Origin of the sequence: Vogesella oryzagri, assembly GCF_040148885.1 — a bacterium.
GTDB lineage: Bacteria > Pseudomonadota > Gammaproteobacteria > Burkholderiales > Chromobacteriaceae > Vogesella > Vogesella oryzagri.
Window position 1 is genome coordinate 134446 of sequence record NZ_JBEFLD010000005.1, and the last position, 25086, is coordinate 159531.

A 25086-nucleotide genomic window follows, 5' to 3' on the forward strand; every position below is an offset into this window, starting at 1 on the left:
TTACGGGAGATGTTCCGATGATAAAGTCACCGCGTTTCGATATCGACCTGGACAAGCACTACAACGCCACCGTGGTCATTGCCTGCGATTGCGGGCATGAAACCCGCCACCATCTGGCCAGCCTGCACCCCGACAAGCAGTTGCACTGCGCCTGCGGCGCCGACATCAGCATGCCCGCCGCCGCGCTGGACCTGGCCCAGCGCCGTACCGATGCCCTGAAGGCCTCCTATCGCGTGCACTAAGCCACCAGCCACCGGCGACAGAAACTGACTGTTCTGTCGCCCAACTATGCACCTGTCGATGCGACAGGCAAAATCGGATCGACCCGATTACATGAATGCCATCACGGCGACCCGCGGGTCGCCGTTTTTATTGGCGCCGGCACCCGCGCTCGCGAGCGTGAGAAAAGGCGAACGCGGCTGCGCAAGCGGAATCGACAAGTGCTAAATGAGCATTCCGCAAACGCAGTCACTCCGTAGCATCTCGCCACGCACAGCAGCGCGTGAGCAGACACCAGGCCCGCACACACAGAGGACCACCATGCACAGCATCGACGTACGCAGCGATACCGTAACCCAGCCCACCCAGGCCATGCGCCAGGCCATGTTCGACGCCGTGGTCGGCGACGACGTCTACGGCGACGACCCCACCGTGCGCGAGCTGGAAACATTGGCCGCAGGCATTCTGGGCAAGGAAGCCGCGCTGTTCGTGCCGTCCGGCAACTTCGGCAACCAGCTGGCGCTGTACACCCACTGCCAGCGCGGCGACGAAGTGATCCTCGGCGACGACTGCCATATCGTGTGGCATGAAACCGGCGGCGCGGCGGTGATCGCCGGCGTGCAGCTGCGCACCATCGCCAGTACCGACGGCGTGCTGCGCGCCGATGAGGTGAAAAAGCGTATCCGCGACGGCGAAGACATCCACTGGCCGCGCACCGGGCTGATCTGCGTCGAAAACGCGCACAGCAACGGCCGGGTGATTCCGCTGGCCGCCATGCAGGCGGTGTGGGACGTCGCGCAGCAGCACGGCGTGCCGGTACACCTGGACGGCGCCCGCGTGTTCAACGCCGCGGTACACCTGGGCTGCGAGGTGCGCGACATCACCCGCTACAGCGACACGGTGATGTGCTGTCTGTCCAAAGGGTTGGCCGCACCGGTCGGCTCCATCCTCGCCGGCCCGGCCGCCTTCATCGCCCGCGCGCGCAAGAATCGCAAGCTGCTGGGCGGCGGCCTGCGCCAGGCCGGCGTGCTGGCTGCGCCCGGCCTGCTGGCACTGACCGAGATGGCGGCGCGCCTGCCCGAGGATCACGCCAACGCCCGCTATCTGGCCGAACAACTGGCAGCCCTGCCCGGCATCAGCGTCAATCTGGACGACGTGCACATCAACATGGTGTGGTTCCGCCTGCCGGACAGCCTGGACAGCGGCCAGCTGATGGCGGCGCTGACCGCGGCCGGCATCAAGGCCAACGGCCCCGAGCATGGCCTGATGCGGCTGGTGACGCACTGGCAGATCGGCCGCGCCAAGATCGACCGCATCGTCGCCGTGTTCGCTGCACAGTTGGCCGCATGACGCTGAGCATCGCGCTGGCGCTGTTTGCTGCTGCCCTTGCCGCCGGCGCGCTCAACGCCATGGCCGGCGGCGGCACGCTGATCACCTTCCCGGCGCTGGTGGCGGCCGGGCTGCCACCCATCGTCGCCAACGCCACCAGCTCGGTATCGCAGTGGCCGGGCTATGTCGCCAGCAGCCTAGCCTTCCGTCGTGAACTGGCCGGCCAGCGCGCGTTGCCGGCGATGAGCGGCATCAGCCTGCTGGGCGGCCTGATCGGCGGCTGGCTGGTCACCGTGGTATCGCCGCGGCTGTTCGACGCGCTGGTGCCGTGGCTGATCCTGCTGGCCACCGTCATGTTTGCCGCCAGCGGCCAGCTCACCCGCTGGCTGGGCCGCCACGCCAGCACCGTGCACGGCAGCCGCGGCGGCCTGCTGGCCGGCCAGCTGCTGGTGGCCGTCTACGGCGGCTTCTTCGGCGGCGGCATGGGCATCATGATGCTGGCGCTGTACAGCCTGTTCGCGCTGGATACCCTGACGCGCATGAACGCGCTGAAAACCTGGCTATCGGTACTGATCTCCGGCGTAGCGGTGCTGACCTTCATCGTCGCCGGCATCGTCGACTGGCCGGCGGCGCTGCTGATGCTGGCCGGCACCATCGCCGGCGGCGTGGCCGGTGCCCGCCTGGCCCGCCGCCTGCCGGCGATCTGGCTCAAGCGCGTGGTGGTGGCGCTGGGCAGCGTGCTGACGCTGGCATTCTTCTACAAGGTGTACGGCTAAAACTGCGGCCAACGTTGGCCGCAAACCTCACCGCAACACCAGCGGCAGCGGCGTGCTGTCGCCGAGCTTGCCGTATAGCGGCGAGGCCGCGTCGGTTTCGTCCAGCAGCAGCGCCTGCTGGCTGCTATTGGGACGCCCCAGCCACACAACGGTGCCGTCATCGCGGCTGTAGCGCGCCACCAGCTGCTGGCGCTTGGGTGCGTACAGCACCAGCAATTGGTGCGGGCAGTTGTGCGGTTCGCATACCCAGCCGCGCAGGTAGTCGTCGCGGCCGCTCTTCAGCGGCAGCAGCGGGGTGCTGACACCACCAGCCACCCACGGTGGCGCCTTGCCGCCGCTACCGCGAAACGCCGACTGCACCGCGTTGCGAAAGCCGCGGTCCGCGGCGTAGACATCGGTAAAGTAGGCGCACTGCAGCGGCTGCTTGCATTGCAGCGCCTGCATGGCGTTGCGTTTGTCCGCCGCCTGCGCGCTGCCGGCCAGCAGCGCGACCAGCCAACACAGCATCCATCGTTTCTGCATGCTTAACTCCCGTTCTGGCAATGCCTGCATCATGCCACGCCCGTCGCACGGGCGGCGTGGCGGCAGCGCAAACAGCGTGCGTGCTTTGCAGCGGCGCCCGCCTGCCGCACAATCCGCCCATTCCGCCTTGCGGCCAACCTTTGCGCCTATCCGATGACCGATCACTCTCACGACCCGTTCCAGTGGCTGGAAAGCCTGGACGACCCCGCTGCCCTTGCCTGGGTGGCCGCACAGAACGCCGCCACCCGCGCGCGGCTGGACAGCGACCCGCGCTTTGCCGGGCTGAAGCAATCCATCCTCGCCAATCTGCGCGACACGCGGCAGATCCCGTTTTTTGCCGAGCACGCCGGCTGGCTGTACAACTTCCACCAGGACGAAGCTCACCCGCGCGGCATCTACCGCCGCTGCACACTGGATGCCTACCGCGCCAATAGCCAGGACTGGCAGACGGTGCTGGACATCGACCAGCTGGCCGCCACCGAGCAGGTGGACTGGTATCTGGACGGCGTGTCGCACTACACCGAGCAGCCGCAGCATGTGCTGCTCAGCCTCACCCCCGGCGGCTCCGATGCCACCGTCACCCGCGAGTACGATCTGGATGCGCAGGCCTTCGTCGCCGGCGGCTTTGCCTTCCCCTACGGCAAGAACCATATCGCCTGGCGCGACCGGGACAGCGTGTTCGTGTGCCCGGCGTGGGACGAGGCGCAGCTGACCCGTGCCGGCTACCCGCGCGAAGTGTGGCTGCTGCAACGCGGCCACAGCTGGGAGCAGGCGCAGCCGCTGCTGCAGCTGGACGAGGACGCGATGATGGTGGCGGCGTGGCGCTTCCTGGATGCGGCCAACCCTGTGGCACCGGCTGCCATCACCGCTTTCGACATCATCGAGGCGTCCGACAGCTTCTACAGCAAAACCTATTACCACCTTGCCGGTGATAGCCTGATTGCGCTACCACTGCCGGAGCGCGCCGAGATCGAGGCCTACAGCCACGGCGACCTGATCGTGAAGCTGGCCGAGGACTGGCACTTCGCTGGCCAGCACTACACCGCCGGCAGCCTGCTGGCGGTGGCCTGCAGCGTGGGCAGCGGCAAGGTTGGCCGCATCGCCGAGCTGTTCGTACCGAACGAGGCGCAGTCGGTGGAAATGGTGGAAGCCACGCTGAACCTGCTGGCCATCATCGTCATCGACAAGGTGAAAAGCCGCCTGGTCACCCTGCGCTGGTCGCAGGGTGGCTGGCAGCCGCATGCCAACCCGCTGCCCACCGGTGGCGTGATCGAGTTCGCCGACCAGCCGTGGCACAGCGACCTGCTGTACTACAGCTACAGCGACTTCCTGACCCCGGCCGGGCTGTACCGGCTGGACCTGCTCTCCGGCGGCGAGCCGGAAGTGCTGCGCCAGCAGCCGGCCGCCTTCGCGGCCGCCGATTTTGTCGCCGAGCAATTGCTGGCACGCGCGCCGGACGGCACCGCCATCCCCTACTTCGTGGTGCATCGCCGCGACCTGGCGCTGGATGGCAACGCGCCGACGCTGCTGTACGGCTACGGCGGTTTCGAAGTGCCGATGATGCCCTACTACATGGACAACTTCGGCCCGCAGTGGCTGGAAAAGGGCGGCGTGTTCGTGGTGGCCAATATCCGCGGCGGCGGCGAGTTCGGCCCGGGCTGGCATCAGGCGGCACAGGGGCCGCGCCGGCAGGTGAGCTTCGACGATTTCATCGCGGTAGCGGAAGACCTGATCGCCCGCGGCTACACCTGCGCGCGCCGGCTGGGCATCGAAGGCGGCAGCAACGGCGGCCTGCTGGTCGGCGCCTGCCTGGTGCAGCGCCCGGAGCTGTTCAACGCGGTGGTATGCGAGGTGCCGCTGCTGGACATGCTGCGCTACAGCGAGCTGCTGGCCGGCGCCAGCTGGATCGACGAATACGGCGACCCGCAGGACGAGGACGAGCGCGCGGCGCTGGCGGCGTACTCGCCCTACCACCACGCCAGCGCCGACGCCCGCTACCCGCTGGCGCTGTTCACCACCAGCAGCAAGGACGACCGCGTGCATCCGGCGCACGCGCGCAAGATGGTGGCGCGCATGCAGGCGATGCAGCACGACGTGCTGCTGTTCGAAACCGAGGGCGGCGGCCACGGCGGCAATACCGGCCAGGAGCAGACCGCCGAGGAACTGGCGCGCGTGCTGGTCTACCTGTATCGGCAGCTGATGGATTGAACACCACGGCTGGCGGCCAACCATGGCGCGTGGATGGCGGCGACGAGACGAAAGCGATGGATTGCGCCCTGTGGCAAGGCGCGAACCATCGCAATCGCCGCCGCTATGGCGAGCGATGCGCAACGCCGCCATGGGGAGCACGGCGCGCTGTCGTGTTGCGGGATTGGCGAAACAGAGCACGAGGGTTGGCCGCAAGGCGGCGGCTGACATACCATGCCGCCATCGACCTTCCCCCATGGCGGCAGCATGTCCCACCACCCCAACCAGTTCGACCTGTTCAAGACGCGGCGCTTTCTGCCGCTGTTCGTCACCCAGTTCTTTGGCGCCTTCAACGACAACCTGCTGAAAAACGCGGTGGTGGTGCTGATCAACTTCCACGGCATGCAGCTGCTGGGGCTGGCGCCGGAGCTGATGATCCAGCTGGCGGCAGCGCTGTTCATCCTGCCGTTCTTCCTGTTTTCCGCCACTGCCGGCCAGCTGTGCGAGAAGTACGACAAGGCGGCGGTGGCGCGCTTCGTTAAGCAGATGGAGATCGCCATCATGCTGGTGGCGGCGCTGGGTTTCTGGCTGCATAACGGCGCCATCCTGATGTCCACCATCTTCCTGATGGGGGTGCACTCCACGCTGTTCGGGCCGCTGAAATTCAGCGTGCTGCCGCAGTATCTGCAGCCGAAGGAGCTGGTGGGCGGCAACGGCCTGATCGAGATGGGCACCTTCGTGTCCATCATCCTCGGCCAGGTGGCCGGCACCGTGCTGGTGAATGCCGACCCGCAGCGCTTCACCATCATCGTGGCGCTGCTGGCCTGCGCGCTGGCCGGTCTCGCCGCCGCGCGGCGCATGCCGCCGGCACCGCCCTCGTCGGCGGCGCTGCCGATCGACTGGCACATGCCGCGCCAGACCTGGGCCATCATCCAGCAGGCGAAGCAAAGCCGCCCGGTGTGGCTGTCGCTGCTGGGCATTTCCTGGTTCTGGTTCCTGGGCGCGCTGTACCTGTCCAAGCTGCCGACCTTTGCTTCCGATGTGCTGGGCGGCGATGCCAGCGTCTACACCCTGCTGATGACGCTGTTCTCGCTAGGCGTGGGGCTGGGCTCGATGCTGTGCGAGAAGCTGTCCGGCCGCAAGGTGGAGCTGGGGCTGGTGCCGTTCGGCTCCCTGGGGCTGTGCCTGTTCGGCATCGACCTGTACTTCGCCACCCCGGCGCACGCCGGCGGCACGCTCACCTGGCTGGGGCTCATCGGCAGCGCCAGCTACTGGCGGCTGATGGCGGATTTCACCCTCATCGGCGTGTTCGGCGGCTTCTACATCGTGCCGCTGTACGCGCTGGTGCAGTCGCGCGCCGCACCGACGTTCCGCTCGCGCGCCATTGCCGCCAACAACATCCTCAACTCGCTGTTCATGGTGGTATCCGCCGCCTTTGCCGCGCTACTGGCGGCCAACGGCGTGAGCATCCCCAACGTGCTGCTGATCGCCGCGCTGCTCAACCTGCTGGTGGCGCTGTACATCTACAGCCTGCTGCCGGAGTTCCTGATGCGCTTCCTGGTGTGGATCGCCACCCACACCCTGTACCGCATCCGCCACGAGGGGCTGGAGCACATCCCGGAGGAAGGCCCGTGCGTACTGGTGTGCAACCACGTCAGCTTCATGGATGCGCTGATCCTGGCCGGCGCGGTGCGTCGCCCGATCCGCTTCGTGATGGATCACCACATCTTCAAGGTGCCGCTGCTCAACTTCATCTTCCACACCGCGCGGGCGATTCCGATTGCACCGGCCAAGGAAGATCCGCAGGCCAAGCAGCGCGCGTTCGACGCGGTGGCGGCGGCACTGGCCGAGGGCGAAGTGGTGTGCATCTTCCCGGAAGGCAAGATCACCTATGATGGCAATATCAACCCGTTCAAGAGCGGCATCGAGGAGATCGTGGCACGCACGCCGGTGCCGGTGGTACCGCTGGCGCTGTGCGGCATGTGGGGCAGCTTCTTCTCGCGCCGCTACGGCGTCGCCATGCTGTGCTGGCCGCGCCGCGCCTGGTCGAAGATCGCCCTCAAGGCGGCCGCGCCGCTGCCGGCGACGGCGGTGAGCGCCAGCGCGCTGCAGCAGGAGGTAAGCCGCTTGCGCGGCGAATGGCGCTAGGCCGCGCGGCATGCCCGCCGGCTATTTTGCCGTGCACGGCTTGCCGCCACTGCCCGCTTGTGCCAGAGTGGCGGACACAGATTTGATCAAGTTGTAACAAAGCAGCACTACAAAGGAGCGTTTCGTGTCTAGCGCAAACGATATCGTTCTGTTCCACAAACAGGACATCACCCCCGATTCTTTCGCGGCACCGGCCGAGCGTAAGTTGAGCGGCCCTTGCCAGCAATCCGTGGAAATGCATTACAGCGATCCGACCGGCCAGTTTCACGCCGGGCTGTGGTCTGGAGGTGTCGGCGCCTGGCGGGTGAAGTACACCGAGTGCGAGTTCTGCACGCTGCTGGAAGGCCACGTGCGCATGCATGGCGACGATGGCTCGATGGTGGAAATCGTGGCCGGCCAGCATTTCGTGATCCCGGCTGGCTTTGAAGGCGTATGGGAAGTGATCGAACCGGCCAAGAAAACCTTCGCCGTGTTCGAGGAAGACCGCCTGGCGCGCAAAGACTGAGCCACGCGGGTCACCGGTAATAAAAAAGCTGGCTGCGGAACCACCGCAGCCAGCTTTTTTCATGGCGGCGCGCGGCGCCGGCTCAGAATTTCTCCAGCGCCGTCATATAGCGCCACTGGCCGGCCGGCAGCTTGCCCAGCCGCACGCGGCCGATGCGGATGCAGTGCCCGCCTGCGGCCGCTACGTTGGCCGCGGCCAACATGGCGGCGATCATGCCCGGTGCCGGTTTCTTCAGCACCACGCACAGCTGGCGCTCGCTCTGGCGGCTGACGCGACCGGCGCGCAGCCGCTTGCCATTCAGCTCCACCCCATCCTGCAGCAGTTTCAGCGCGGCATCGGACAGCGGCTGCGTCAGGTTGAGCAGCCATTCCTGCTCGAAATCGCCGGCCTGCATCTGGCGCGCGGTCTTGCCATCCTGCGTCGCCACCAGCAGCCCGCTTTCGCCGGCCTGCACGGCGCCAAACAGCTGCAGCCGCTGCTGATGCTTGCGCAGGTACACCAGGCCGGAGTTGTCGTCGGCGGCGCGCCGGGCCGGCACCAGCTGCGCCAGCAGTTGTTCCTCGCCCAGCGCCGCCGGCTTGTGCAGCAGCATGCTGATGCGCTCCGGCTGTTCGCGCGGGCCGCTGGCCGCCAGCTCGATGCGCTGCTGCGGCGTTACCCGGCTGCCCAGCACATCCACCACCACACCGTCCACCAGCACCAGCCCCTGGGCGATGTAATCATCCGCCTCGCCGCGCGAGCACAGCCCCAGTTCGGCCATACGCTTGGAAAGTCGGATGCTTTGCTGCTCTGTCATGACTACCTTTCTGATTCGAAGATGGCGGGCGGCTTACTGCGCGCCCTGCTCCAGCTTCTCGATACGTTGCAGCAGCTGCGCCAGCTGCTGTTCCAGCTCGCCGACACGCGCCGCCAGCGACGGGTCGGCCGCCTCGGTCGCCGTGGCGACCTGGCTGGCGTCGTACGGCAGCAGGGTGTGCACCCAGCGTGCCTCGCGCGCCCCCGGCTGGCGCGGCAGTTTTTCCACCAGCGGCGGGTATTTGTCGGCCAGCGCGTTCAGCGCAGTATCCACTTCTTCCACCCCGCTGAAGCTGTACATGCGGCCGGCGCGGCTGCGCAGCTCGGCGCTGGTCTGCGCGCCGCGCAGCAGCAGCAGGCCCAGCACCGCCAGGCGCGCGCCGTCGATGTTCCACGCGTAGTTGAGGCGATGTTCGTACTTGGCCACGCGGCTACCGGCCGGCAGGCGCTCGGACACCAGCTTTTGCGCCAGCAGGCTGTCCAGCGCGGCGCTAAGCTCGCCTTCGCTCAGGCTCAGCACCGGCTCGCGGCTGGTGAGCTGATTGCAGGCCGACTGCAGCGCGTTCAGCGTCAACGGGTAGTTGTCGGGTGTCAGTGCCTGTTTTTCGATCAGGGCGCCCAGCACGCGTACCGCGTGCGGCTCCAGTGTCAGTCTGTCGTCCATGCTTGTCCCCAGTGGTCGTTCTGGCCGCCATCATCGCACCGCCGCCCGCTTGCGGCCAACCTTGTCTGCGTCTACCCTTGCGCGGTTTTGGCACGCTGATGGATGCAGGATATGAAACGGGTGGATGTTTTGCTGGTGGAACAAGGGCTTGCCGCCTCGCGCACGGCGGCGCAGGCGCTGATCGAGGCCGGGCGCGTCAGCGTGGCCGGCCGGCCGCTGCACAAGGTCAGCCAGAAGCTGGCGGACGACAGCGTGTTCGACATCGTGCCGGACGAGGCCGACCGCTACGTGTCGCGCGGCGGGCTGAAGATGGCCGGCGCGCTGGCGGCGGCCGGGCTGGATGACATCCGCGGCTGGCGCGCGCTGGACGTCGGTCAGTCCACCGGCGGCTTTACCGATTGCCTGTTGCAGCATGGCGCCGCGCGGGTGGTGGGGGTGGACGTCGGCCATGGCCAGTTGGCGGCGCGCATCGCCGCCGATGAACGCGTGCGCTACTTCGAGGGCATCAACGCGCGCGCGCTGGACCACGCCGCGCTGCTGGCGGCCAACGATGGCCAGCCGTTCGACCTGATGGTGTGCGACGTGTCGTTTATTTCGGTGACGCTGATCTACCCGTCGGCGCTGCCGCTGCTCCGCCCCGGCGGCTACCTGCTCAGCCTGGTGAAGCCGCAGTTCGAGGTCGGCCGCGACGGCCTGGGCCACGGCGGCATCGTTCGCGATGAATCGCTGTACCAAGGGGTGGAAGACAAGATCAGCCAGGCGATTGCCGAGCAGGGTTTCGAGCGGCTGGGCTGGTTCGACAGCCCGATCAAGGGCGGCGACGGCAACCACGAGTTTTTCGTGCTGGCCCGCCGCCGCTGAACAGACGGCCAACCGCCAAGGTTGGCCGCAAAGCGCTTACGCCGCGGTGCCGGCGCTAGGGGTGTCGTCGTCTTCCGGGTTGCGCACCACCAGCAGCGGCAGGGTGGCGCGGCGCAGTACGGTTTCGGCAAAGCTGCCCAGCAGCAGATGCTTCCAGCCACGGTGGCCGTGGGTGCCGATCACCAGCAGGTCGGACGCGCCGCCGGTGGCAAAATCCACCAGCAGGGCCGCCGCTTCGGCGCCGCCCTGCGGTGCCTCCAGCAGATGGGTGCTGATGTCGCTGACGCCGTGATGTTCGGCATAGGCTTTCGCCTCGTCCAGCACGCGCTGGCCCTGGCCGCGCGCCTCTTCCTGCAAGCCCTGCAGATCCAGCATGCCGACACTGTCGACCACAAAGTCATGCACGCTGATCACGTGTACCAGCGACAGCCGCGCCTTGGCCGCCGCCGCCAGGCGCACCGCTTCGATCAGGGCCGGACGGGCGTTGTGGCTGCCATCGAGTGCCACAGTCAAATGACGATACATGGTGTGTTCCTTGGGTGGGTTAGGAAGTTGTCATTATGAGCCGCCAGCCGGGCAGTGGCGAAGCCGGGACTGTCGCTTGTTTGATCTGCTGCAAACGGCTGCCGGCACCGGCCGCACGCGCTGCCAGCCACAGCGCTCGGCTACTTGTACTGTAGCAAGCAGCAGGCCGCCCTGCCGGGCGGCCTGTGGTGATACGCGGCGTCCGCCTTAGCGGTTCTCGAACAGCATCAAGCCGGCGGCGGTGTTGGAAATGGGGACGTGATAGTTGCGATGCAGCTCACGCACGTCGCCGGTCAGCGCGGCACGGGTGGCCACCCACATCAGCAGCTCTACCCCCTGGGTGCCGGTGTATTCCACCAGCTGCTCGTTGCTGTACTGCGTCACCCACTGCGGGTTGGCCGCCAGGCTGTCCATGAAGCGGGTGTCAAACGCCTTGTTGATGAAGCCGGCACGCTCGCCATCCAGCTGGTGCGACAGGCCGCCGGTGCCGATGATCACCACCTTCAGTTCATCCGGCCAGCTGGCGATGGCACGGCCGATGGCCTGGCCCAGCTTGAAGCAGCGGGTGGCGGACGGCAGCGGGTACTGCACGGTGTTAATGCACACCGGGATGGTGCGCACCGGGATGGTGTCGCCCTGCGGCCACAGCAGCTTCATCGGCAGCGAGAAGGCATGGTCGACCAGCATTTCCTGACAGCTGGTGATGTCGAACTCGTCCTGCACCAGGCTGTTGATCAGCTGCCACGACAGCGCCGCATCGCCCGGGAACGGTGGCAGGGTGGGAATACCCCAGCCCTCGTCGGCGTTGCAGTACTGCGCCGCGGCGCCGACGGCGAAAGTCGGCAGCTTGTCGAGGAAGAAATTCAACCCGTGATCGTTGTAGATCACTACCGCCACGTCGGGTTTGACCTCGTCCAGCCATTGCTGCACCGGCGCAAAGCCGTCGAAGAATGGCTTCCAGTACGCGTCCTGCTGCAGGTTCTGGGCGATGGCGCGACCGATGGCCGGTACGTGCGAAGTGGTAATGCCGCCTACGATTGTTGCCATGATTATTTCCCTGCCTCTACCAGCATCTGTTTGAACGCTTCCTTACTCATCCCGGTCTGCAATGCCCCCAGGTCCTGCACATCCAGCCCCAGGATGCCGGCGAACTTGGCCAGGTAGTACACATTGCCGCCGGCCGCCAGCAGGCCCAGCACATCGCGTTCGCGCACCACGCGGCACTGCGCCTCGTTCAGGCCGAAACGCTGGCAGTAGCCGGCCTCCTCGGCAACAAAGGCCTGACGGTTGGCCGCATCGTTGAATGAAAAGCACATCTTGTTGAGGGCGTAGCCCTTCATCGCCATGTCACCGTCAAACAGACTGGTGCCCGGCACGCTGAATTTGCTGGTCTCTTGCACTGTGTTTCTCCTTGTTGCCCCGCGGGGTGATGGGTAGTATCCGCAAAGCAATACCCCGGATAAACACAGGGACATTGATAGCACTCATGAGCGATTTCGATTATTCGCACCTCGACGGCAAACTGCTGCAGCTGCTGCTGGCCATCATCGAGGCGCAATCGGTCACCGGCGCCGCGCAGCGGCTGGGCGTCACCCAGTCCGCGGTGTCACATCTGCTGGGCAAACTGCGGCAGATCACCGGCGATCCGCTGTTCGTGAAAAGCGGGCGCGGCATCGTGCCTACCGCCCGCGCCGAGGCGCTGGCGCTGCATGCGCGCCTGCTGCTGGAGGACATGCGCCGCTTTGCCGCCGGCAATGAATTCCACCCCGCCACGCTGCACACCACCTTCACCATCGCCGCCAACGATTTCCAGCGCGACCTGCTGCTGCCGGCGCTGTTGCAACGGCTGCGGCCGCAGGCACCGGGGGTGCGGCTGCGGGTGATTCCCTCCGACGTGCCGCGCGCCGAAATGCTGCGCGAGGGCGACTGCCAGCTGGTGATCTCGCCACGGCCGCCGGACGCCAGCGACATCCTGCACAAGCGGCTGTTCGAGGATGACTACCGCGTGTTCTACGACCCGGCGCAGCGCGAGGCGCCGCAGCGGCTGGCCGACTACCAGGCCGCCGAACACATCAGCGTGCTGTACAGCCCGCGGCGCATGCTGGATGTGGATCAGCAGCTGAGCGCCCGCGGCATCGAGCGCCGCTTTGCTGTCACCGTGCCCAGCTTTGCCGGCATTCCGGCCTTTCTGCGCGGCAGCCCGATGCTGGCCACCCTGCCCGGCCTGCTCGGGCGCGGCTTGATGCAGGGCTTTGCCAGCTGCCAGCTGCCGGCCAAGGTTGGCCGCATGCCGATGTACCTGATCTGGCACCTGAAATACCGCCACGACCCGGCGCACAGCTGGCTGCGCGCCGAGCTGGAACAGGTGGTGGCGGCAGTGCTGGCCGCGCCGCCAGCATAAAAAAAGCCGCCAATTGGCGGCTTGTCGGCAACGGCAGCCTCACTCCGGGCGGCCATCCTCCAGCACCGGCGCCAGCCAGCGCGCATACAGCAGCGTCTGCAGCAGCGCCACCACGCTGCCGGCCAGCACCTCCAGCACCCGCAGCAGCGCTAGCTGCCACTCCTGCCCCGGCCCGTGCGGGCTCATCGCCGCCGACATCAGGATCACCACCGTCACCGGTGCCAGCCGCCAGTTGGCCGGATAGTGCTCCACCAGCATCGCCAGCAGCACCGCCAGCCCCAGCGCCAGCAGCAGCGCGCCAAAGCCGGCGCCCAGCAACAGCAGGCACAGGCAGGCGATGACGCTGCCGCTGACGGTGTTGATCAGCCGGGCGCGAAAGTTGGCGCGCGCCTGCGCGATGTCCGGCTCGATGATGAAGATCAGCGAGATCAGCGCCCAGTACGGCGCCGGCATACCCAGTGCCGGCAGGCCGAACCACACGATGCAGGAGCCGAGCAGGATATTGCCCAGATACAGCGCCGCATTGCGGCGCGGGGTAATGAAGGCCAGCGGCATGCCGTCTCCCGGTTTGCCGGCTCAGGCCGGCAGGGTTTCCACCTGGCGCGGCGCCATGAAATACAGCCAGGTCAGCGCCACGAAGTAGCAGCACGGAATCAGCATGAACAGCACCGCGTAGTTGTTGTGGGTCACCGTCAGCACATAGCCGACGATCTGCGTCATGAACATGCCGCCAATGGCACCGATCATGCTGCCAAAACCGAACACGCTGCTGACCACTTCCTTCGGAGTGAAGTCCATCACCAGGCTCCAGATGTTGGCGGTCCACGCCTGGTGCGCGCCGATGGCCAGCGAGATGGCGGCCACCGCCAGCCACAGGCTGCTGGCGCCGGCGGCGGCGATGATGGACAGGATGCACAGCGCACACAGCAGCATGGCGGTCAGCCGCGCCGGAATCGGCGCCATGCCGCGGGCGATGAACCACGACGACAGCATGCCCCCGCCGATACTGCCGACGTCGGCGGTGAGGTAGATCACGATCAGCGGAATGCCCATCTGCGTCACGCTGATGCCCAGGCTGTACTGCTGGTTGAGGAACGGCGGCAGCCAGTACAGGTAGAACCAGAACACCGGCGCGGTCATGGTGAAAGCCAGTGCGTAGGCCCAGGTGCCGCGCAGGCGCAGGATGCGCGAATACGGCACCTTGCGGGCCGGCGCCTCGGCCTCGGCGCTGATGTAGTTCAGCTCGGCGCGGCTCACCCCCGGGTGCTGCGCCGGGTTGTAGTAATGGCGCAGCCAGAACACCAGCCACACCAGGCCGAAGCAGCCGATGACGAAGAACACTGCCTGCCAGCCCCACACCATCATGATCAGCGGCAACAGCACCGGCGTCACCAGCGCGCCGACATTGGTGCCGGCGTTGAACAGGCCGGTAGCCAGCGCGCGCTCGCCGGCCGGGAACCACAGCCGCGTGGTCTTGACGCAGGCCGGGTAGTTGGCCGCTTCCGACAGCCCGAGGAAGAAACGGCAGATCATGAAGCCGACCGCCGACGCCGCCAGCCCGTGCGAGGCGGCCGCCAGGCTCCACAGCAGCACCGCCAGCGCAAAGGCGTGCTTCACCCCGACGCGATCGATGAAGCGGCCCTGGGCGGCAAAGCCGATGGCGTAGCCGACCTGGAACCAGAAATTGATATTGGCGTAGTCCTGCGCCGTCCAGCTCATCTCCTTGGCCAGGATAGGCTGCAGCACGCCCAGCGCGGCGCGGTCGATGTAGTTGATGGTGGTGGCAAAGAACACCAGCGCCAGCATCCACCAACGCGTGCGGCCAACGGCCATGGCGTCGTGCCAGCGCAGGCGCAAGGTGGGGGGCGCGCCGGCACTGGAGCTGATGGATGTGTCGTGTTGCGGGGTGTGCATCTTGGGTTGTCTCCTGCGAGGTTGTGGTCGTGCCCTGCAGGCGTGACAAGCGGCGGTGTTGCCCGTGGGCACACACCGTCTCCTGCCCTCTCTGCGGGCCACTTCTCGTCGTCACTTTATGTTGGCCGCAGCGCCCGCGTGGGGTCGCTGCCGCCGGCCGTCTGTGCGGCCTGCGGCCCGGGTCTTTGCCCGGTGCCTGGGTACAACGTGTTACTTGCTACGCGTGGCCAGCGCATACCTTGCCGCGCTGGCCTTTATGTTTGTGTCCGCTACGCGGACGCCCTTGCCTGCCGGTTCCGCCCGGCATACGGGCAGGAGCCTGTCGCGCCAGGTCCCTTGCATCCCCAGCGCCCCCGGCATACCGCGAAACCCCGGCCAAAAGATCGCCCGCAAGGCACCGGCAATTCGCCGTTTGCTAACATCAAACGGCTCAGCTGCCAGCTTAAGACCTTGCGGCCAACCTTTTGCCAGCGCGGCCCAACGAGCGGGTGGGTGACTCTCGTGCCCAGCTGCCGCAACACTGGCGCCGCCGCAACTAGCCTAGCGGATAACGCTGCAACAGCCAGATCGCCAGGCTGATGGTAATGAACGAACTCATGGTCGCCAGCAGCAGCGTGGCGGCGCAAAAACCCTGCATGCCGTGGCGCTGCCCGAAAATCGGGAAAATGCTCAGCATCGGCATCGCCGCGATCAGCACCCCGGCCATCGCCAGCTGCGGCTGCACCGGGGCAAACAACAACAGCGCCCCGGCCACCAGCAGCGGATGCAGCAACAGCTTGCTGCCGGCCACCACGCTGACATCGCGCAGCACGCTGCGCAGCGGCAAGCCCACCAGCGAGCCGCCGATCAGGAACAGCGCCACCGGCGCCGAGGCGGCGCCCAGCATCGCCACCGGCTTGGCCAGCACCGCCGGCAGCTGCAGATCCAGCATGGCCAGCAGCACGCCGGCGACGATAGCCACGATGATCGGGTTGCTACGAAGCCCCAGCAGCGAGCGGCCAAAGGCGTGCCAGAAGCGCTCGCGGCGGCTGCCGTCAGCCTCGGACAAGGCGATGCCCAGCGGCAGCATCAGCAGGTTTTCCACCACCATCGACAGCGCCAGCGCCAGCGTCGCCACCGGCCCCAGCAGCTGGTGCACGATGGGGTAACCGACAAAGGCGCTGTTGGAGCAGGACATGCCCAGCCCGTACAGCGCGGCGCGCGGCAGCGGCTGCTTGCGTGCCAGCATCGCCCAGCCGATGCCCAGCGCCAGCATGGTCAGCGAGCCGACGGCGTAGGCGGCCAGATAGTGGCCGTTGAGCATCTCGGTCGGCGAGCGGGTCGACAGCGAATGCAGGATCAGCGCCGGCAGCGCGAAACGCGCCACCAGCACGCCCAGCGCCGCCAGCTTGTCCTGCGGGAAGGCACCGCCGCGCACCGCCAGGTAACCCAGGCCGATGAGCAGGAAAATGGGGGCGATCACCGCCAGGATATCGAGCATGGGTCGCAATCAGTGTTGCGCCTCAGGCGCGGTATTCTTCGGTGTCGATCTCGGTCTGCGTCGCCGCGTTGTAGCGTGCGCCGGCAATTGGCAGTCGCGCCAGCAATGCGTCCAGCTGTTGCAGTGTCTCCACGCGCAGCTGTACGCGACTGGCGGCCACGTCTTCGCGCAGGTGCGCGATGCTGGTGGTGCCGGGAATCGGGATTACGTGCTCGCCGCGGGTAAACAGCCACGCCAGCGCCAGCTGCGCCGGGGTGCAGCCGGCGGCGGCGGCGATCTGCCGGTACTCGGCGAGGAAGCCAAGGTTGGCCGCATAGTTGTCCGGGGCGAAGCGCGGCATGGCGCGGCGGATGTCCTTGCCGTCCAGTGCGGCCAACGTGGCCAGGTCCGGCAGGCCATCGGCGAGGAAGCCGCGCCCCAGCGGGCTGAAGGCGACAAAGGCCACCCCCAGTTGCTTGCAGGCGTCCAGCACTGCGATTTCGGCGTTGCGCGTCCACAGCGAATACTCGGTCTGCAGCGCGGCGATCGGGTGCACCGCCTGCGCGCGGCGCAGGGTGGCAGCGGATACTTCCGACAGGCCGATGCTGCGGATCTTGCCCTCGCGCACCAGCTCGGCCAGCGCGCCGACGCTGTCCTCGATCGGCACCTGCTTGTCCCAGCGGTGCAGGTAGTACAGGTCGATGACCTCGGTGCGCAGCCGGCGCAGCGACTCTTCGCAGGTGCGCTTCAGCGTCTCCGGGCGGCCGTCGATCACCCTTTTACCGTCCACGCCGGTCATGCCGCACTTGCTGGCCAGCGTGATGCGGCTGCGGTGCGGCGCCAGCACGCTGCCAACCAGCTCCTCGTTGGCGCCAAAGCCGTACAGCGCCGCGGTATCGAACAGGGTGATGCCGGCGTCCAAAGCCGCCAGCAACAGCGCCTCGGCCTGCTGCGGCGCCGGCGGCGTGCCGTAGGCGTGGCTGAGGTTCATGCAGCCCAGGCCAATGGCCGAGACCGAGAACGGGCCGAGTTGTCGCTGTTGCATGCGGTGCTCCCTTACAGACCGGCGTTCAGCTGTTGTTCCAGCTTGGCCAGCACCTGGTAGCACGGCAGCACCTTGGCCACCGACGAGTTCGGCTCGCGGCCTTCGCGGATGGCGGCGAAGAATTCGCGGTCCTGCAGCTCGATGCCGTTCATCGACATAGCCACCTTGGATACATCGATCTGCTCTTCCTTGCCGTTGTACAGGTCGTCGTAGCGCGCGATGTAGGTGGCGGAATCACCGATGTAGCGGAAGAAGGTGCCCAGCGGGCCGTCGTTGTTGAACGACAGGCTCAGGGTGCAGATGGCGCCGTTGGCCGCCTTCAGCTGGATGGACATGTCCATGGCGATGCCCAGTTCTGGATGGATCGGGCCTTGCAGCGCGTTGGCCTGCACGATGGGGTTGCCGGCCTGGTAGGCGAACAGGTCCACGGTGTGGGCGGCGTGGTGCCACAGCAGGTGGTCGGTCCAGCTGCGCGCCTGGCCCAGCGCGTTCATATTGGTGCGGCGGAAGAAATAGGTCTGCACATCCATCTGCTGGATGTTGAACTCGCCGGCCTGCACCTTCTGGTGCACGTACTGGTGGCTGGGGTTGAAGCGGCGGGTATGGCCGACCATGGCCACCAGCCCGGTCTGCTGCTGCAGCTGCACCACCGCCTCGGCGTCGGCCAGGCTGTCGGCCAGCGGAATCTCCACCTGCACGTGCTTGCCGGCCTGCAGGCACTGCATCGCCTGCGCGGCGTGCACCTGGGTCGGGGTGCACAGGATCACCGCGTCCACTTCCGGCAGCGCCAGCGACTCGGCCAGATCGGTAGCCACGTGGGGGATGCCGTACTTGTCGGCCACTTCCTTGGTGGCGTCATAGCGGCGGCCAACCAGCGATACCACTTCCACGCCGTCGATCAGCTTGATGGCGTCCAGATGCTTGATGCCGAAGGCGCCGGCGCCAGCCAGCGCTACCTTGATGGTCTTGCTCATTGCTTGTTCTCCAGAATCAGATGACCCACGGCGGTATTGGAAGCCGGCACGTGGTAGAAGCGCTGCTTCACCTCCGGTGCCGGGCCGCCGGCCACGTCGGCCATCGCCCCGCGCGCGATCAGCCACATCACCAGCTCGATGCCCTCGGAGCCGGCTTCGCGCACGTAGTCGATGTGCGGCAGCTGCGCCAGATCGGCCGGGTCGGCGATCAGGCGATCCAGGAAGGCGTTGTCCCACTCCTGGTTGATCAGGCCGGCACGCGGGCCCTGCAGCTGGTGGCTCATGCCGCCGGTGCCCCAGATCTGCACATTGAGGTCACCGCCGAACGATTCCACCGCGCGGCGGATGGCCTGGCCCAGCTGGAAGCAGCGGCGGCCGGACGGCACCGGGTACTGCACCACGTTGACGGCGAACGGAATCACCGCGCACGGCCAGGCGCCCTGCTGCGGGTCCTGCTCGCCGAACATCAGCGACAGCGGCACGGTCAGGCCGTGATCGACGTCCATCTTGTTGACGATGGTGAGGTCGAAATCGTCCTGGATCACGCTTTGCGCGATGTGTGCCGCCAACTCCGGGTGGCCCTTGACCACCGGCACCGGGCGCGGACCCCAGCCTTCATCCGCCGGCTGGAATTCGGCACCGGTGCCGATGGCGAAGGTGGGAATCAGATCCAGGCTGAAGGCGGTGGCGTGGTCGTTGTAGACCAGGAAGATCACGTCCGGCTTCTGTTGCTTGATCCACTGTTTGCCATAGTCGTAACCGGCAAACACCGGCTGCCAGTACGGCTCCTGCGCTTTGCCCAGGTCCAGCGCGGCGCCGATGGCCGGCACGTGCGAGGTGTAAACGGATGCGGTAATGCGTGCCATCAGTGCTTGTCTCCAGTGTTTGCCTGCCCGGCCCGGCCCTGCGGCTGGTGCTGCGGCTGTGCGTCGCCGTCTTCGCCCAGGTAGCGGTTGCCCTCGGCGGAGCGGCCGCCTGCCAGCATCATGTCGCGGTATTCTTCTTCGCTCATGCCGGTCATGCTGCCGGCCATCTGCTGGAAGCTCTTGCCGTCGGTGGCGCCGATCTTGGCCAGGAAGTAGATATTGCCGCCCAGCGAGATGCAGCGGTTCAGGTCGCGATCCAGCACCGCCTGCTTCTGCTCCTCGCTCATTGCCCACTCGTCCAGGTAGGCACGCTCGTCGGCCTTGAAGCGGGCGCGATTGTCGGCCTTCATCAGCGACATGCAGAACTGGTTCAGCCAGTAGCCCAGCCGCGATTGCTCGGCATCGAAAATCACAGTGCCGGGTATGTCCTTGTACGGTTTTTGCAGCGACATCGCTCAGCCCTTCACTTGTTCCGGCCAGTACAGCCGCATCGGGTTATCCACCAGCAGCTTTTGCTGCAGCTCGGCCGTGGGGGCGATATGGGGGATGAAATCCACCAGCAGGCCATCGTCCGGCATATGGTCTTTCAGGTTGGGGTGCGGCCAGTCGGTGCCCCACAGCACGCGATCCGGGAATTCCTCCACCACGCGGCGCGCGAACGGCACCACGTCTCGATAGGCCGCCTGCTCGCCATCCAGCGCCTTGGGGCCGCTGAGCGACAAGCGTTCCGGGCAGCTTACCTTGCTCCACACATTCGGGTGCTGGCGCATGAACTTGAGGAACAGCTCGAACTCCGGGCCGTCCAGCGGCTTGCTCACGTCCGGGCGGCCCATGTGGTCCACCACCACGGTGGTGGGCAGGCCGGTAAAGAAGTCCCACAGCTCCGGCAGGTCCACCGCTTCAAAGTAGATCACCACGTGCCAGCCAAACTTGGCGATGCGGCCGGCGATCTCCATCAGTTCGTCCTTGGGGGTGAAATCCACCAGCCGCTTGACGAAGTTGAAGCGCACACCGCGCACGCCGGCAGCGTGCATGGCCTGCAATTCTTCGTCGCAGACATCGCGACGCACGGTGGCCACGCCACGCGCCTTGCCGTCGGAATGCAGCAGCGCATCCACCAGCGCGCGGTTGTCGGCGCCGTGGCAGGTGGCCTGCACGATCACGTTGCGGGCAAAGCCCAGCTGGTCGCGCAAGGCAAACAGCTGCTGCTTGCTGGCGTCGCACGGGGTGTACTTGCGTTCCGGCGCGTACGGGAACTCTTCGCCGGGGCCGAACACGTGGCAGTGGGCATCCACGGCGCCGACCGGCAGTTTGAACCTGGGTTTGCTGGGGCCCTGATACCAGTCCAGCCAGCCCGGGGTTTTCTGAAATTGCATGATGCGATCCTTACTTATGGTTGGCCGCATGCGGCCAACCTTTTACGGCAGTCAGCTCAGTCGATGTAACGCAGGCCGGCCTTTTCCAGCGGCTCGCGCATCTGGTACATGTCCAGGCCCAGCACGCCGGCTGCCAGCTTGGCACGCTTCTCGCCCTCGAAGCTCTCGCGCTTCTCGGCGGCGTCGGCCACCTGCTGCGCGATGGCGGCCGGTACCACCACCACGCCGTCCACGTCGGCAATCACCACGTCGCCCGGGTTCACCAGCGCGCCGGCGCAGATCACCGGAATGTTCACCGAACCCAGCGTCGCCTTGATGGTGCCCTTGGCGCTGATGGCCTTGGAGAACACCGGGAAGCCCATCTTTTCCAGCTCTTCCACGTCACGCACGCCGCCGTCGATGATCAGCCCCTTGGCACCGCGTGCCTGGAAGCTGGTGGCCAGCAGGTCGCCGAAGAAGCCGTCCTCGTTGTCGGTGGTGCAGGCGGCCACGGCGACATCGCCCGGCTGCAGCTGTTCGGCGGCCACGTGCATCATCCAGTTGTCGCCCGGCTGCAGCAGCACGGTAACGGCGGTGCCGCAGATCTTGGCGCCGCGGTACACCGGGCGCATGTATGGCTTCATCAGGCCGACGCGGCCCATGGCTTCGTGGATGGTGGCGACGCCGAACTGTGCCAGTTTGGCGACGGCGGCCGGATCGGCGCGCTCGATATTGCGTTTGACGATACCCAGTTGGTTCATGGCTTGTGTCATCGTGGTGTCCTTACTTGCCCTTGGCCTTCAATGCGGCATCCAGGCGCGAGTACACGCGGCGGGCATTGCCTTCGTAGATCTGGTGGCGCTCGTCGGCGGTCAGGTTGGCCGCCTCGATGTAGCGCTTGGTGTCGTCGTAGTAGTGGCCGGTTTCCGGGTCGATGCCGCGCACGGCGCCGATCATCTCGGAGGCGAACAGCACGTTTTCCACCGGAATCACGCGGGTCAGCAGGTCGATGCCCGGCTGGTGGTAAACGCAGGTGTCAAAGAAGATGTTGTTCAGCAGGTGGTCCTTCAGCAGCGGCTTTTTCAGCTCCTGCGCCAGGCCACGGAAGCGGCCCCAGTGGTAGGGCACCGCGCCGCCGCCGTGCGGGATCACGAACTTCAGCGTCGGGAAGTCCTTGAACAGGTCCGAGGTCAGGCACTGCATGAAGGCGGTGGTATCGGCGTTCAGGTAGTGGGCGCCGGTGGTGTGGAACGCGCAGTTGCAGCTGGTGGACACGTGGATCATCGCCGGGATGTCGTACTCCACCATCTTTTCGTAGATCGGGTACCACTGCTTGTCGGACAGCGGCGGGCTGGTCCAGTGGCCGCCGGACGGGTCCGGGTTGAGGTTGATACCGACAAAGCCGTAATCGTTGACGCACTTTTCCAGCTCCGGGATGCAGCTGGCCGGATCCACGCCCGGGCTTTGCGGCAGCATGGCGGCGCCGATGAAGTTGTCCGGGAACAGCTGCGCCACGCGGTAGCACAGCTCGTTGCAGATGGCAGACCAGGTGGACGAGGTGTTGAAGTCGCCGATGTGGTGCGCCATGAAGCTGGCGCGCGGGCTGAAGATGGTCAGGTCGGCGCCGCGCTCCTTCATCAGCCGCAGCTGGTTGCTTTCGATGGTGTCGATCAGCTCGTCGTCGCTGATTTTCAGCTCGGATACTTTCGGACCCAGTTCCGGGGTGGCCAGGTTGTCCACCTGGCGTTTGCGCCAGTCTTCCAGCGCCTTGGGCGCGGTGGTGTAGTGGCCGTGGATGTCGATGATCATGTTTAACTCCTGAAACAGGCGGGACCGCGTGGGTCGGTTACCGCGGGCGGCCACTGGCCGGCCCCGCATCGCAATACAGCTGCTGGCTTAATGCCCCAGCGTGGCAGATACCGCCGGCTTGTTGCCGCTATCCGGGTGCGCGCGGTGCTTGATGAACAGCGCGGTGGCGGCAATCAGTCCGGGGATGGCCAGCACCAGGAACACCTGGTCGAAACCCAGCTGGCGGCGGGTCAGTTCGGCCACCAGGAAGGAGCCGGCAATACCGCCGAAGCGGCCGATGCCCAGCATCCACGACACGCCGGTGGCGCGGCCCTGGGTCGGGTAGAAGCCGGCGGCCAGCGCCGGCAGTGACGATTGCGCGGTATTCATGATGGTGCCGGCGACAAACACCACCACCATCAGGGTGCCGACATTGCCCACCACCTGGCCGATGGCGTAGATGGAGACGGCGGTGAGCACGAAGCCGATGGCGATGATGCGGTCGGCGTTGAAGCGGTCCATCAGCCAGCCGCAGAACACGGCGCCAATGCCGCCCAGCGGGAACAGTGCGGAAATCTGCATCGCCACTTTCGGGTCGATGCCGCCTTCCTTGAACAGCACCGGCATCCAGTTGATAACGCCGTAGAAGATCACCAGCCCCATGAAGTAGGCCAGCCACAGCATCAGCGAGCCGGTGCGGTATGCCGGCGACAGCACCACGCCGAGGCCGCTTTTGCCGGCCACTTCCTGGCGGGTTTCGGTCTGATGGAAGGCCGGGATGTCACGTGCGGTAGCAGAAATACGGGCCAGGGCGGCGGCAATGCGCTCGCGCGGCTGGCCCTTGGCCACCATGTAGCGCACCGATTCCGGCAGCACCGCCAGCAGCAGCACCACCAGCAGCAGCGGCACGATGCCACCGACTTCGAACACGCTGCGCCAGCCCCACTGCGGGATCATCCACGCCGCCAGGAAGCCGCCCAGTGCCGCGCCCAGCGGAAAGCCGCAGAACATGGCGTTGGTCAGCAGCGCGCGACGCGGCGTGGGGCAGAATTCGCTCATCAGCGTCACCGCGTTGGGCATGGCAGCACCCAAGCCGACGCCGGTGATGAAGCGCAGCACGGTGAGGTGTTGCAGCGTATCGGCATGCGACGACAAGAAGGTGAACAGGCCGAGCACGAACACCGAGGCCACCAGCACCTTCTTGCGGCCGAGGCGGTCGGCCAGCGGGCCGGCGGACAAGGCACCGGCCGCCAGGCCGAACAGCGCGGCACTGAGCACCGGGCCCAGCGCCGGCTTGGTGATGCCCCACTCTTTCAGCAGCGAGGGCGCCACGTAGCCGATGGCGGCGGTATCGAAACCATCCAGCAGCACGATGCAGAAGCACAGCGCGAACACGAACCACTGGAACGGGGAAAACGGGTGCCGGTCGATAAACGACTGCACATCAACGGATTGCTGTGACATGAATCTCTCCAACGTTGTTGTGTTATATGCCGTAAAAGCGCTCTGTGGCGCCTGGGGTGAAACTGCTTGCCTTGCCCTGCGGAGCTGCTGGCGCGGGTCGTTGTCGCTCTCTGTTTTTCGCAACGACGCCGCGCAGGCGATGTGTGTGTGTCCGGGGCTTACTGCTGCCCGTCCCAAACGGCGACGGGCACCATTACTTCACCGCGCATGATCAGCCGCGCGGTGCGCAGCAATGCGGCGCGGGTAACGTTCTGCGGGTTGGCCGCATCGGTTTCCAGCTCTACCGAGAATTCGCCGGTGGGGTGCTCCACCGATACCACCTTGCGCTGGCCGGTCGGCACGCGGGCGATGCCGTCGGTAATCGCGCCCTCCAGCACGCAGGCGGTGGCGACGGTGACCGCGGCCAGCACGCCGATGGCGTCGTGGCAGACATGCGGGATAAAGCTGCGGGTGCTCAGGCTGGCGCCGGGCTCGCGCGGCGGCGCGATCAGCGTCATCTTGGGATAGGTTTTCTTGCTGACGTCGCCCAGGCCCATACGTTGGCCGCAGACCAGACGCAGCGCTTCCAGCTTGGTCTTCAGCTCGCTGTCGGCATTCAGCTCGGCCACGCTCTCGTAGCCGCTGCGGCCAACGTCGCCGGCGCGCAGCATCACCAGCGGCATGCCGTTGTCGATGCAGGTCACCTCGATGGTGCCGATGCCGTCCACGCTCACCACGTCACGCACCTGGCCGGTGGGCAGCAGGCTGGCACACACCGAGCCGGCGGTATCGAGGAAGTTGATGGTGATCGGGGCAGAGCTACCCGGCACGCCGTCGATGCGGGCGTCGCCGTCGTAGCGCACGCGGCCGCCCGGGGTTTCCACGGTAACGTCGCAGGCCATGCCGGTATTCAGCGTCAGCACACGGAAGGTGCTGGTCTCGCCCTGCGGCTGCAGCATGCCGGTTTCCAGCGCGAACGGCACCACCGCGGCCAGCATGTTGCCGCAGTTGGGGGTGGTGTCGACGCTGTCCTTGTCCGGCGTTACCTGCGCAAACAGGAAAGTCAGGTCGATGCCCGGCTGGTTGCCGAGGTCAACGATGCCCACTTTGCTGGTCAGCGGATTGGCGCCACCCAAGCCGTCGATCTGGCGACGGTCGGGCGAGCCCATCACCGCCAACAGCACGCGGTTGCGCAGTGCCTCGTCGGCCGGCAGATCGGCTGCCTTGAAGAACGGCCCCCGCGACGTGCCGCCGCGCATGAACAGGGTAGGAATAGGTGTCTGCATGATGGCAGTATCGGCCGACTGCTC

Annotated in this window: 26 protein-coding genes; 8 read left to right on the forward strand and 18 right to left on the reverse strand. The window is 66.5% G+C overall.

Annotated features, from left to right (window positions below):
- The first annotated feature begins 17 nt into the window (after positions 1 to 17).
- From ABNW52_RS10815 to ABNW52_RS10825, 3 genes are all read left to right on the forward strand, one after another.
- Positions 18 to 242: a hypothetical protein gene (locus ABNW52_RS10815; protein WP_349587453.1), complete on the forward strand. Its 225-nt coding sequence runs from the start codon at positions 18 to 20 to the stop codon at positions 240 to 242.
- 298 nt (positions 243 to 540) lie between these two features.
- The gene (ltaE, locus tag ABNW52_RS10820) at positions 541 to 1569 is read left to right on the forward strand and encodes a low-specificity L-threonine aldolase (RefSeq protein WP_349587456.1); all 1029 of its coding nucleotides are present in this window, start codon (positions 541 to 543) and stop codon (positions 1567 to 1569) included.
- The gene (locus ABNW52_RS10825) at positions 1566 to 2324 is read left to right on the forward strand and encodes a sulfite exporter TauE/SafE family protein (RefSeq protein ID WP_349587458.1); all 759 of its coding nucleotides are present in this window, start codon (positions 1566 to 1568) and stop codon (positions 2322 to 2324) included. Before ltaE ends, ABNW52_RS10825 begins: the two co-directional genes overlap by 4 nt.
- A 27-nt stretch (positions 2325 to 2351) precedes the next feature.
- Here the strand turns inward: ABNW52_RS10825 and ABNW52_RS10830 are convergent, their stop codons facing one another.
- A complete protein-coding gene (locus ABNW52_RS10830; protein WP_349587461.1) occupies positions 2352 to 2846 on the reverse strand; it encodes an Ivy family c-type lysozyme inhibitor in 495 nt (164 codons plus the stop codon).
- 153 nt (positions 2847 to 2999) lie between these two features.
- Between ABNW52_RS10830 and ABNW52_RS10835 the strand changes: the two genes are divergently transcribed.
- The 3 genes from ABNW52_RS10835 (at position 3000) to ABNW52_RS10845 (ending at position 7686) form a co-directional block, all read left to right on the forward strand.
- Complete coding sequence (locus ABNW52_RS10835) at positions 3000 to 5054, forward strand: prolyl oligopeptidase family serine peptidase (protein WP_349587463.1); 2055 nt, start codon at positions 3000 to 3002, stop codon at positions 5052 to 5054.
- Between the two features lie 246 nt (positions 5055 to 5300).
- Positions 5301 to 7181: an MFS transporter gene (locus tag ABNW52_RS10840; RefSeq protein WP_349587465.1), complete on the forward strand. Its 1881-nt coding sequence runs from the start codon at positions 5301 to 5303 to the stop codon at positions 7179 to 7181.
- Positions 7182 to 7305: 124 nt separating this feature from the next.
- Positions 7306 to 7686: a cupin domain-containing protein gene (locus ABNW52_RS10845; RefSeq protein ID WP_349587467.1), complete on the forward strand. Its 381-nt coding sequence runs from the start codon at positions 7306 to 7308 to the stop codon at positions 7684 to 7686.
- Between the two features lie 82 nt (positions 7687 to 7768).
- Here the strand turns inward: ABNW52_RS10845 and ABNW52_RS10850 are convergent, their stop codons facing one another.
- A complete protein-coding gene (locus tag ABNW52_RS10850; protein WP_349587469.1) occupies positions 7769 to 8482 on the reverse strand; it encodes a S4 domain-containing protein in 714 nt (237 codons plus the stop codon).
- 33 nt (positions 8483 to 8515) lie between these two features.
- The gene (locus ABNW52_RS10855) at positions 8516 to 9145 is read right to left on the reverse strand and encodes a YceH family protein (protein WP_349587471.1); all 630 of its coding nucleotides are present in this window, start codon (positions 9143 to 9145) and stop codon (positions 8516 to 8518) included.
- 111 nt (positions 9146 to 9256) lie between these two features.
- Between ABNW52_RS10855 and ABNW52_RS10860 the strand changes: the two genes are divergently transcribed.
- Positions 9257 to 10006 carry a TlyA family RNA methyltransferase gene (locus ABNW52_RS10860; protein ID WP_349587474.1) on the forward strand — a complete coding sequence of 250 codons (750 nt, stop codon included), beginning with the start codon at positions 9257 to 9259 and terminating at the stop codon, positions 10004 to 10006.
- Positions 10007 to 10042: 36 nt separating this feature from the next.
- Here the strand turns inward: ABNW52_RS10860 and ABNW52_RS10865 are convergent, their stop codons facing one another.
- The 3 genes from ABNW52_RS10865 to ABNW52_RS10875 form a co-directional block, all read right to left on the reverse strand.
- Positions 10043 to 10531: a universal stress protein gene (locus tag ABNW52_RS10865; RefSeq protein WP_349587477.1), complete on the reverse strand. Its 489-nt coding sequence runs from the start codon at positions 10529 to 10531 to the stop codon at positions 10043 to 10045.
- Between the two features lie 207 nt (positions 10532 to 10738).
- Positions 10739 to 11578, reverse strand: a complete 840-nt coding sequence (locus ABNW52_RS10870; RefSeq protein WP_349587480.1) for a class III extradiol dioxygenase family protein — start codon at positions 11576 to 11578, stop codon at positions 10739 to 10741.
- A gap of 2 nt (positions 11579 to 11580) precedes the next feature.
- Positions 11581 to 11931, reverse strand: coding sequence for a protocatechuate 4,5-dioxygenase subunit alpha (locus tag ABNW52_RS10875; RefSeq protein ID WP_349587482.1), 351 nt, complete (start codon positions 11929 to 11931; stop codon positions 11581 to 11583).
- Between the two features lie 86 nt (positions 11932 to 12017).
- Here ABNW52_RS10875 and ABNW52_RS10880 point away from each other — a divergent pair, with 86 nt between their 5' ends.
- On the forward strand, positions 12018 to 12932 hold the full coding sequence (locus ABNW52_RS10880; RefSeq protein WP_349587483.1) for a LysR family transcriptional regulator: 915 nt from the start codon (positions 12018 to 12020) through the stop codon (positions 12930 to 12932).
- A 39-nt stretch (positions 12933 to 12971) separates the two neighbouring features.
- Here ABNW52_RS10880 and ABNW52_RS10885 read toward each other — a convergent pair whose 3' ends face one another.
- The 12 genes from ABNW52_RS10885 to ABNW52_RS10940 all read right to left on the reverse strand — a co-directional run bounded on the left by ABNW52_RS10885 (position 12972) and on the right by ABNW52_RS10940 (position 25062).
- Positions 12972 to 13487 (reverse strand): FUSC family protein, encoded by a 516-nt coding sequence (locus ABNW52_RS10885; protein ID WP_349587486.1) that lies wholly within the window; start codon positions 13485 to 13487, stop codon positions 12972 to 12974.
- A gap of 21 nt (positions 13488 to 13508) precedes the next feature.
- The gene (locus ABNW52_RS10890) at positions 13509 to 14846 is read right to left on the reverse strand and encodes an MFS transporter (RefSeq protein ID WP_349587487.1); all 1338 of its coding nucleotides are present in this window, start codon (positions 14844 to 14846) and stop codon (positions 13509 to 13511) included.
- 535 nt (positions 14847 to 15381) lie between these two features.
- The gene (locus ABNW52_RS10895; RefSeq protein WP_349587489.1) at positions 15382 to 16326 is read right to left on the reverse strand and encodes an AEC family transporter; all 945 of its coding nucleotides are present in this window, start codon (positions 16324 to 16326) and stop codon (positions 15382 to 15384) included.
- 22 nt (positions 16327 to 16348) lie between these two features.
- Complete coding sequence (locus tag ABNW52_RS10900; RefSeq protein ID WP_349587491.1) at positions 16349 to 17350, reverse strand: aldo/keto reductase; 1002 nt, start codon at positions 17348 to 17350, stop codon at positions 16349 to 16351.
- Positions 17351 to 17361: 11 nt separating this feature from the next.
- Complete coding sequence (locus tag ABNW52_RS10905) at positions 17362 to 18324, reverse strand: Gfo/Idh/MocA family oxidoreductase (protein WP_349587494.1); 963 nt, start codon at positions 18322 to 18324, stop codon at positions 17362 to 17364.
- Positions 18321 to 19190, reverse strand: a complete 870-nt coding sequence (locus ABNW52_RS10910; protein WP_349587497.1) for a class III extradiol dioxygenase subunit beta — start codon at positions 19188 to 19190, stop codon at positions 18321 to 18323. Before ABNW52_RS10910 ends, ABNW52_RS10905 begins: the two co-directional genes overlap by 4 nt.
- Positions 19190 to 19642, reverse strand: a complete 453-nt coding sequence (ligA, locus tag ABNW52_RS10915; RefSeq protein ID WP_349587500.1) for a protocatechuate 4,5-dioxygenase subunit alpha — start codon at positions 19640 to 19642, stop codon at positions 19190 to 19192. The genes ABNW52_RS10910 and ligA overlap by 1 nt, the downstream gene beginning before the upstream one ends.
- Before the next feature lie 3 nt (positions 19643 to 19645).
- Positions 19646 to 20566 (reverse strand): amidohydrolase family protein, encoded by a 921-nt coding sequence (locus ABNW52_RS10920; RefSeq protein WP_349587503.1) that lies wholly within the window; start codon positions 20564 to 20566, stop codon positions 19646 to 19648.
- A 56-nt stretch (positions 20567 to 20622) separates the two neighbouring features.
- Positions 20623 to 21318 (reverse strand): 4-carboxy-4-hydroxy-2-oxoadipate aldolase/oxaloacetate decarboxylase, encoded by a 696-nt coding sequence (gene ligK, locus ABNW52_RS10925; RefSeq protein ID WP_349587506.1) that lies wholly within the window; start codon positions 21316 to 21318, stop codon positions 20623 to 20625.
- Positions 21319 to 21328: 10 nt separating this feature from the next.
- Positions 21329 to 22354 carry an amidohydrolase family protein gene (locus ABNW52_RS10930; RefSeq protein WP_349587509.1) on the reverse strand — a complete coding sequence of 342 codons (1026 nt, stop codon included), beginning with the start codon at positions 22352 to 22354 and terminating at the stop codon, positions 21329 to 21331.
- 87 nt (positions 22355 to 22441) lie between these two features.
- The gene (locus tag ABNW52_RS10935) at positions 22442 to 23797 is read right to left on the reverse strand and encodes an MFS transporter (RefSeq protein WP_349587511.1); all 1356 of its coding nucleotides are present in this window, start codon (positions 23795 to 23797) and stop codon (positions 22442 to 22444) included.
- Between the two features lie 158 nt (positions 23798 to 23955).
- The gene (locus tag ABNW52_RS10940) at positions 23956 to 25062 is read right to left on the reverse strand and encodes a 4-oxalomesaconate tautomerase (RefSeq protein WP_349587514.1); all 1107 of its coding nucleotides are present in this window, start codon (positions 25060 to 25062) and stop codon (positions 23956 to 23958) included.
- Between the last annotated feature and the right edge of the window lie 24 nt (positions 25063 to 25086).

What these genes read in the sequence shown, in the direction of transcription:
- ltaE (WP_349587456.1), top strand. Translation starts at nt 541, where the DNA reads ATGCACAGCATCGACGTACGCAGCGATACCGTAACCCAGCCCACCCAG.
- ABNW52_RS10825 (WP_349587458.1), top strand. Translation starts at nt 1,566, where the DNA reads ATGACGCTGAGCATCGCGCTGGCGCTGTTTGCTGCTGCCCTTGCCGCC.
- ABNW52_RS10885 (WP_349587486.1), bottom strand. Translation starts at nt 13,487, where the DNA reads ATGCCGCTGGCCTTCATTACCCCGCGCCGCAATGCGGCGCTGTATCTG.
- ABNW52_RS10850 (WP_349587469.1), bottom strand. Translation starts at nt 8,482, where the DNA reads ATGACAGAGCAGCAAAGCATCCGACTTTCCAAGCGTATGGCCGAACTG.
- ABNW52_RS10840 (WP_349587465.1), top strand. Translation starts at nt 5,301, where the DNA reads ATGTCCCACCACCCCAACCAGTTCGACCTGTTCAAGACGCGGCGCTTT.
- ABNW52_RS10870 (WP_349587480.1), bottom strand. Translation starts at nt 11,578, where the DNA reads ATGGCAACAATCGTAGGCGGCATTACCACTTCGCACGTACCGGCCATC.
- ABNW52_RS10835 (WP_349587463.1), top strand. Translation starts at nt 3,000, where the DNA reads ATGACCGATCACTCTCACGACCCGTTCCAGTGGCTGGAAAGCCTGGAC.
- ABNW52_RS10865 (WP_349587477.1), bottom strand. Translation starts at nt 10,531, where the DNA reads ATGTATCGTCATTTGACTGTGGCACTCGATGGCAGCCACAACGCCCGT.
- ligA (WP_349587500.1), bottom strand. Translation starts at nt 19,642, where the DNA reads ATGTCGCTGCAAAAACCGTACAAGGACATACCCGGCACTGTGATTTTC.
- ABNW52_RS10855 (WP_349587471.1), bottom strand. Translation starts at nt 9,145, where the DNA reads ATGGACGACAGACTGACACTGGAGCCGCACGCGGTACGCGTGCTGGGC.
- ABNW52_RS10830 (WP_349587461.1), bottom strand. Translation starts at nt 2,846, where the DNA reads ATGCAGAAACGATGGATGCTGTGTTGGCTGGTCGCGCTGCTGGCCGGC.
- ABNW52_RS10890 (WP_349587487.1), bottom strand. Translation starts at nt 14,846, where the DNA reads ATGCACACCCCGCAACACGACACATCCATCAGCTCCAGTGCCGGCGCG.
- ABNW52_RS10920 (WP_349587503.1), bottom strand. Translation starts at nt 20,566, where the DNA reads ATGCAATTTCAGAAAACCCCGGGCTGGCTGGACTGGTATCAGGGCCCC.
- ABNW52_RS10930 (WP_349587509.1), bottom strand. Translation starts at nt 22,354, where the DNA reads ATGATCATCGACATCCACGGCCACTACACCACCGCGCCCAAGGCGCTG.
- ABNW52_RS10905 (WP_349587494.1), bottom strand. Translation starts at nt 18,324, where the DNA reads ATGAGCAAGACCATCAAGGTAGCGCTGGCTGGCGCCGGCGCCTTCGGC.
- ABNW52_RS10860 (WP_349587474.1), top strand. Translation starts at nt 9,257, where the DNA reads ATGAAACGGGTGGATGTTTTGCTGGTGGAACAAGGGCTTGCCGCCTCG.
- ligK (WP_349587506.1), bottom strand. Translation starts at nt 21,318, where the DNA reads ATGACACAAGCCATGAACCAACTGGGTATCGTCAAACGCAATATCGAG.
- ABNW52_RS10880 (WP_349587483.1), top strand. Translation starts at nt 12,018, where the DNA reads ATGAGCGATTTCGATTATTCGCACCTCGACGGCAAACTGCTGCAGCTG.
- ABNW52_RS10910 (WP_349587497.1), bottom strand. Translation starts at nt 19,190, where the DNA reads ATGGCACGCATTACCGCATCCGTTTACACCTCGCACGTGCCGGCCATC.
- ABNW52_RS10815 (WP_349587453.1), top strand. Translation starts at nt 18, where the DNA reads ATGATAAAGTCACCGCGTTTCGATATCGACCTGGACAAGCACTACAAC.
- ABNW52_RS10900 (WP_349587491.1), bottom strand. Translation starts at nt 17,350, where the DNA reads ATGCAACAGCGACAACTCGGCCCGTTCTCGGTCTCGGCCATTGGCCTG.
- ABNW52_RS10895 (WP_349587489.1), bottom strand. Translation starts at nt 16,326, where the DNA reads ATGCTCGATATCCTGGCGGTGATCGCCCCCATTTTCCTGCTCATCGGC.
- ABNW52_RS10940 (WP_349587514.1), bottom strand. Translation starts at nt 25,062, where the DNA reads ATGCAGACACCTATTCCTACCCTGTTCATGCGCGGCGGCACGTCGCGG.
- ABNW52_RS10935 (WP_349587511.1), bottom strand. Translation starts at nt 23,797, where the DNA reads ATGTCACAGCAATCCGTTGATGTGCAGTCGTTTATCGACCGGCACCCG.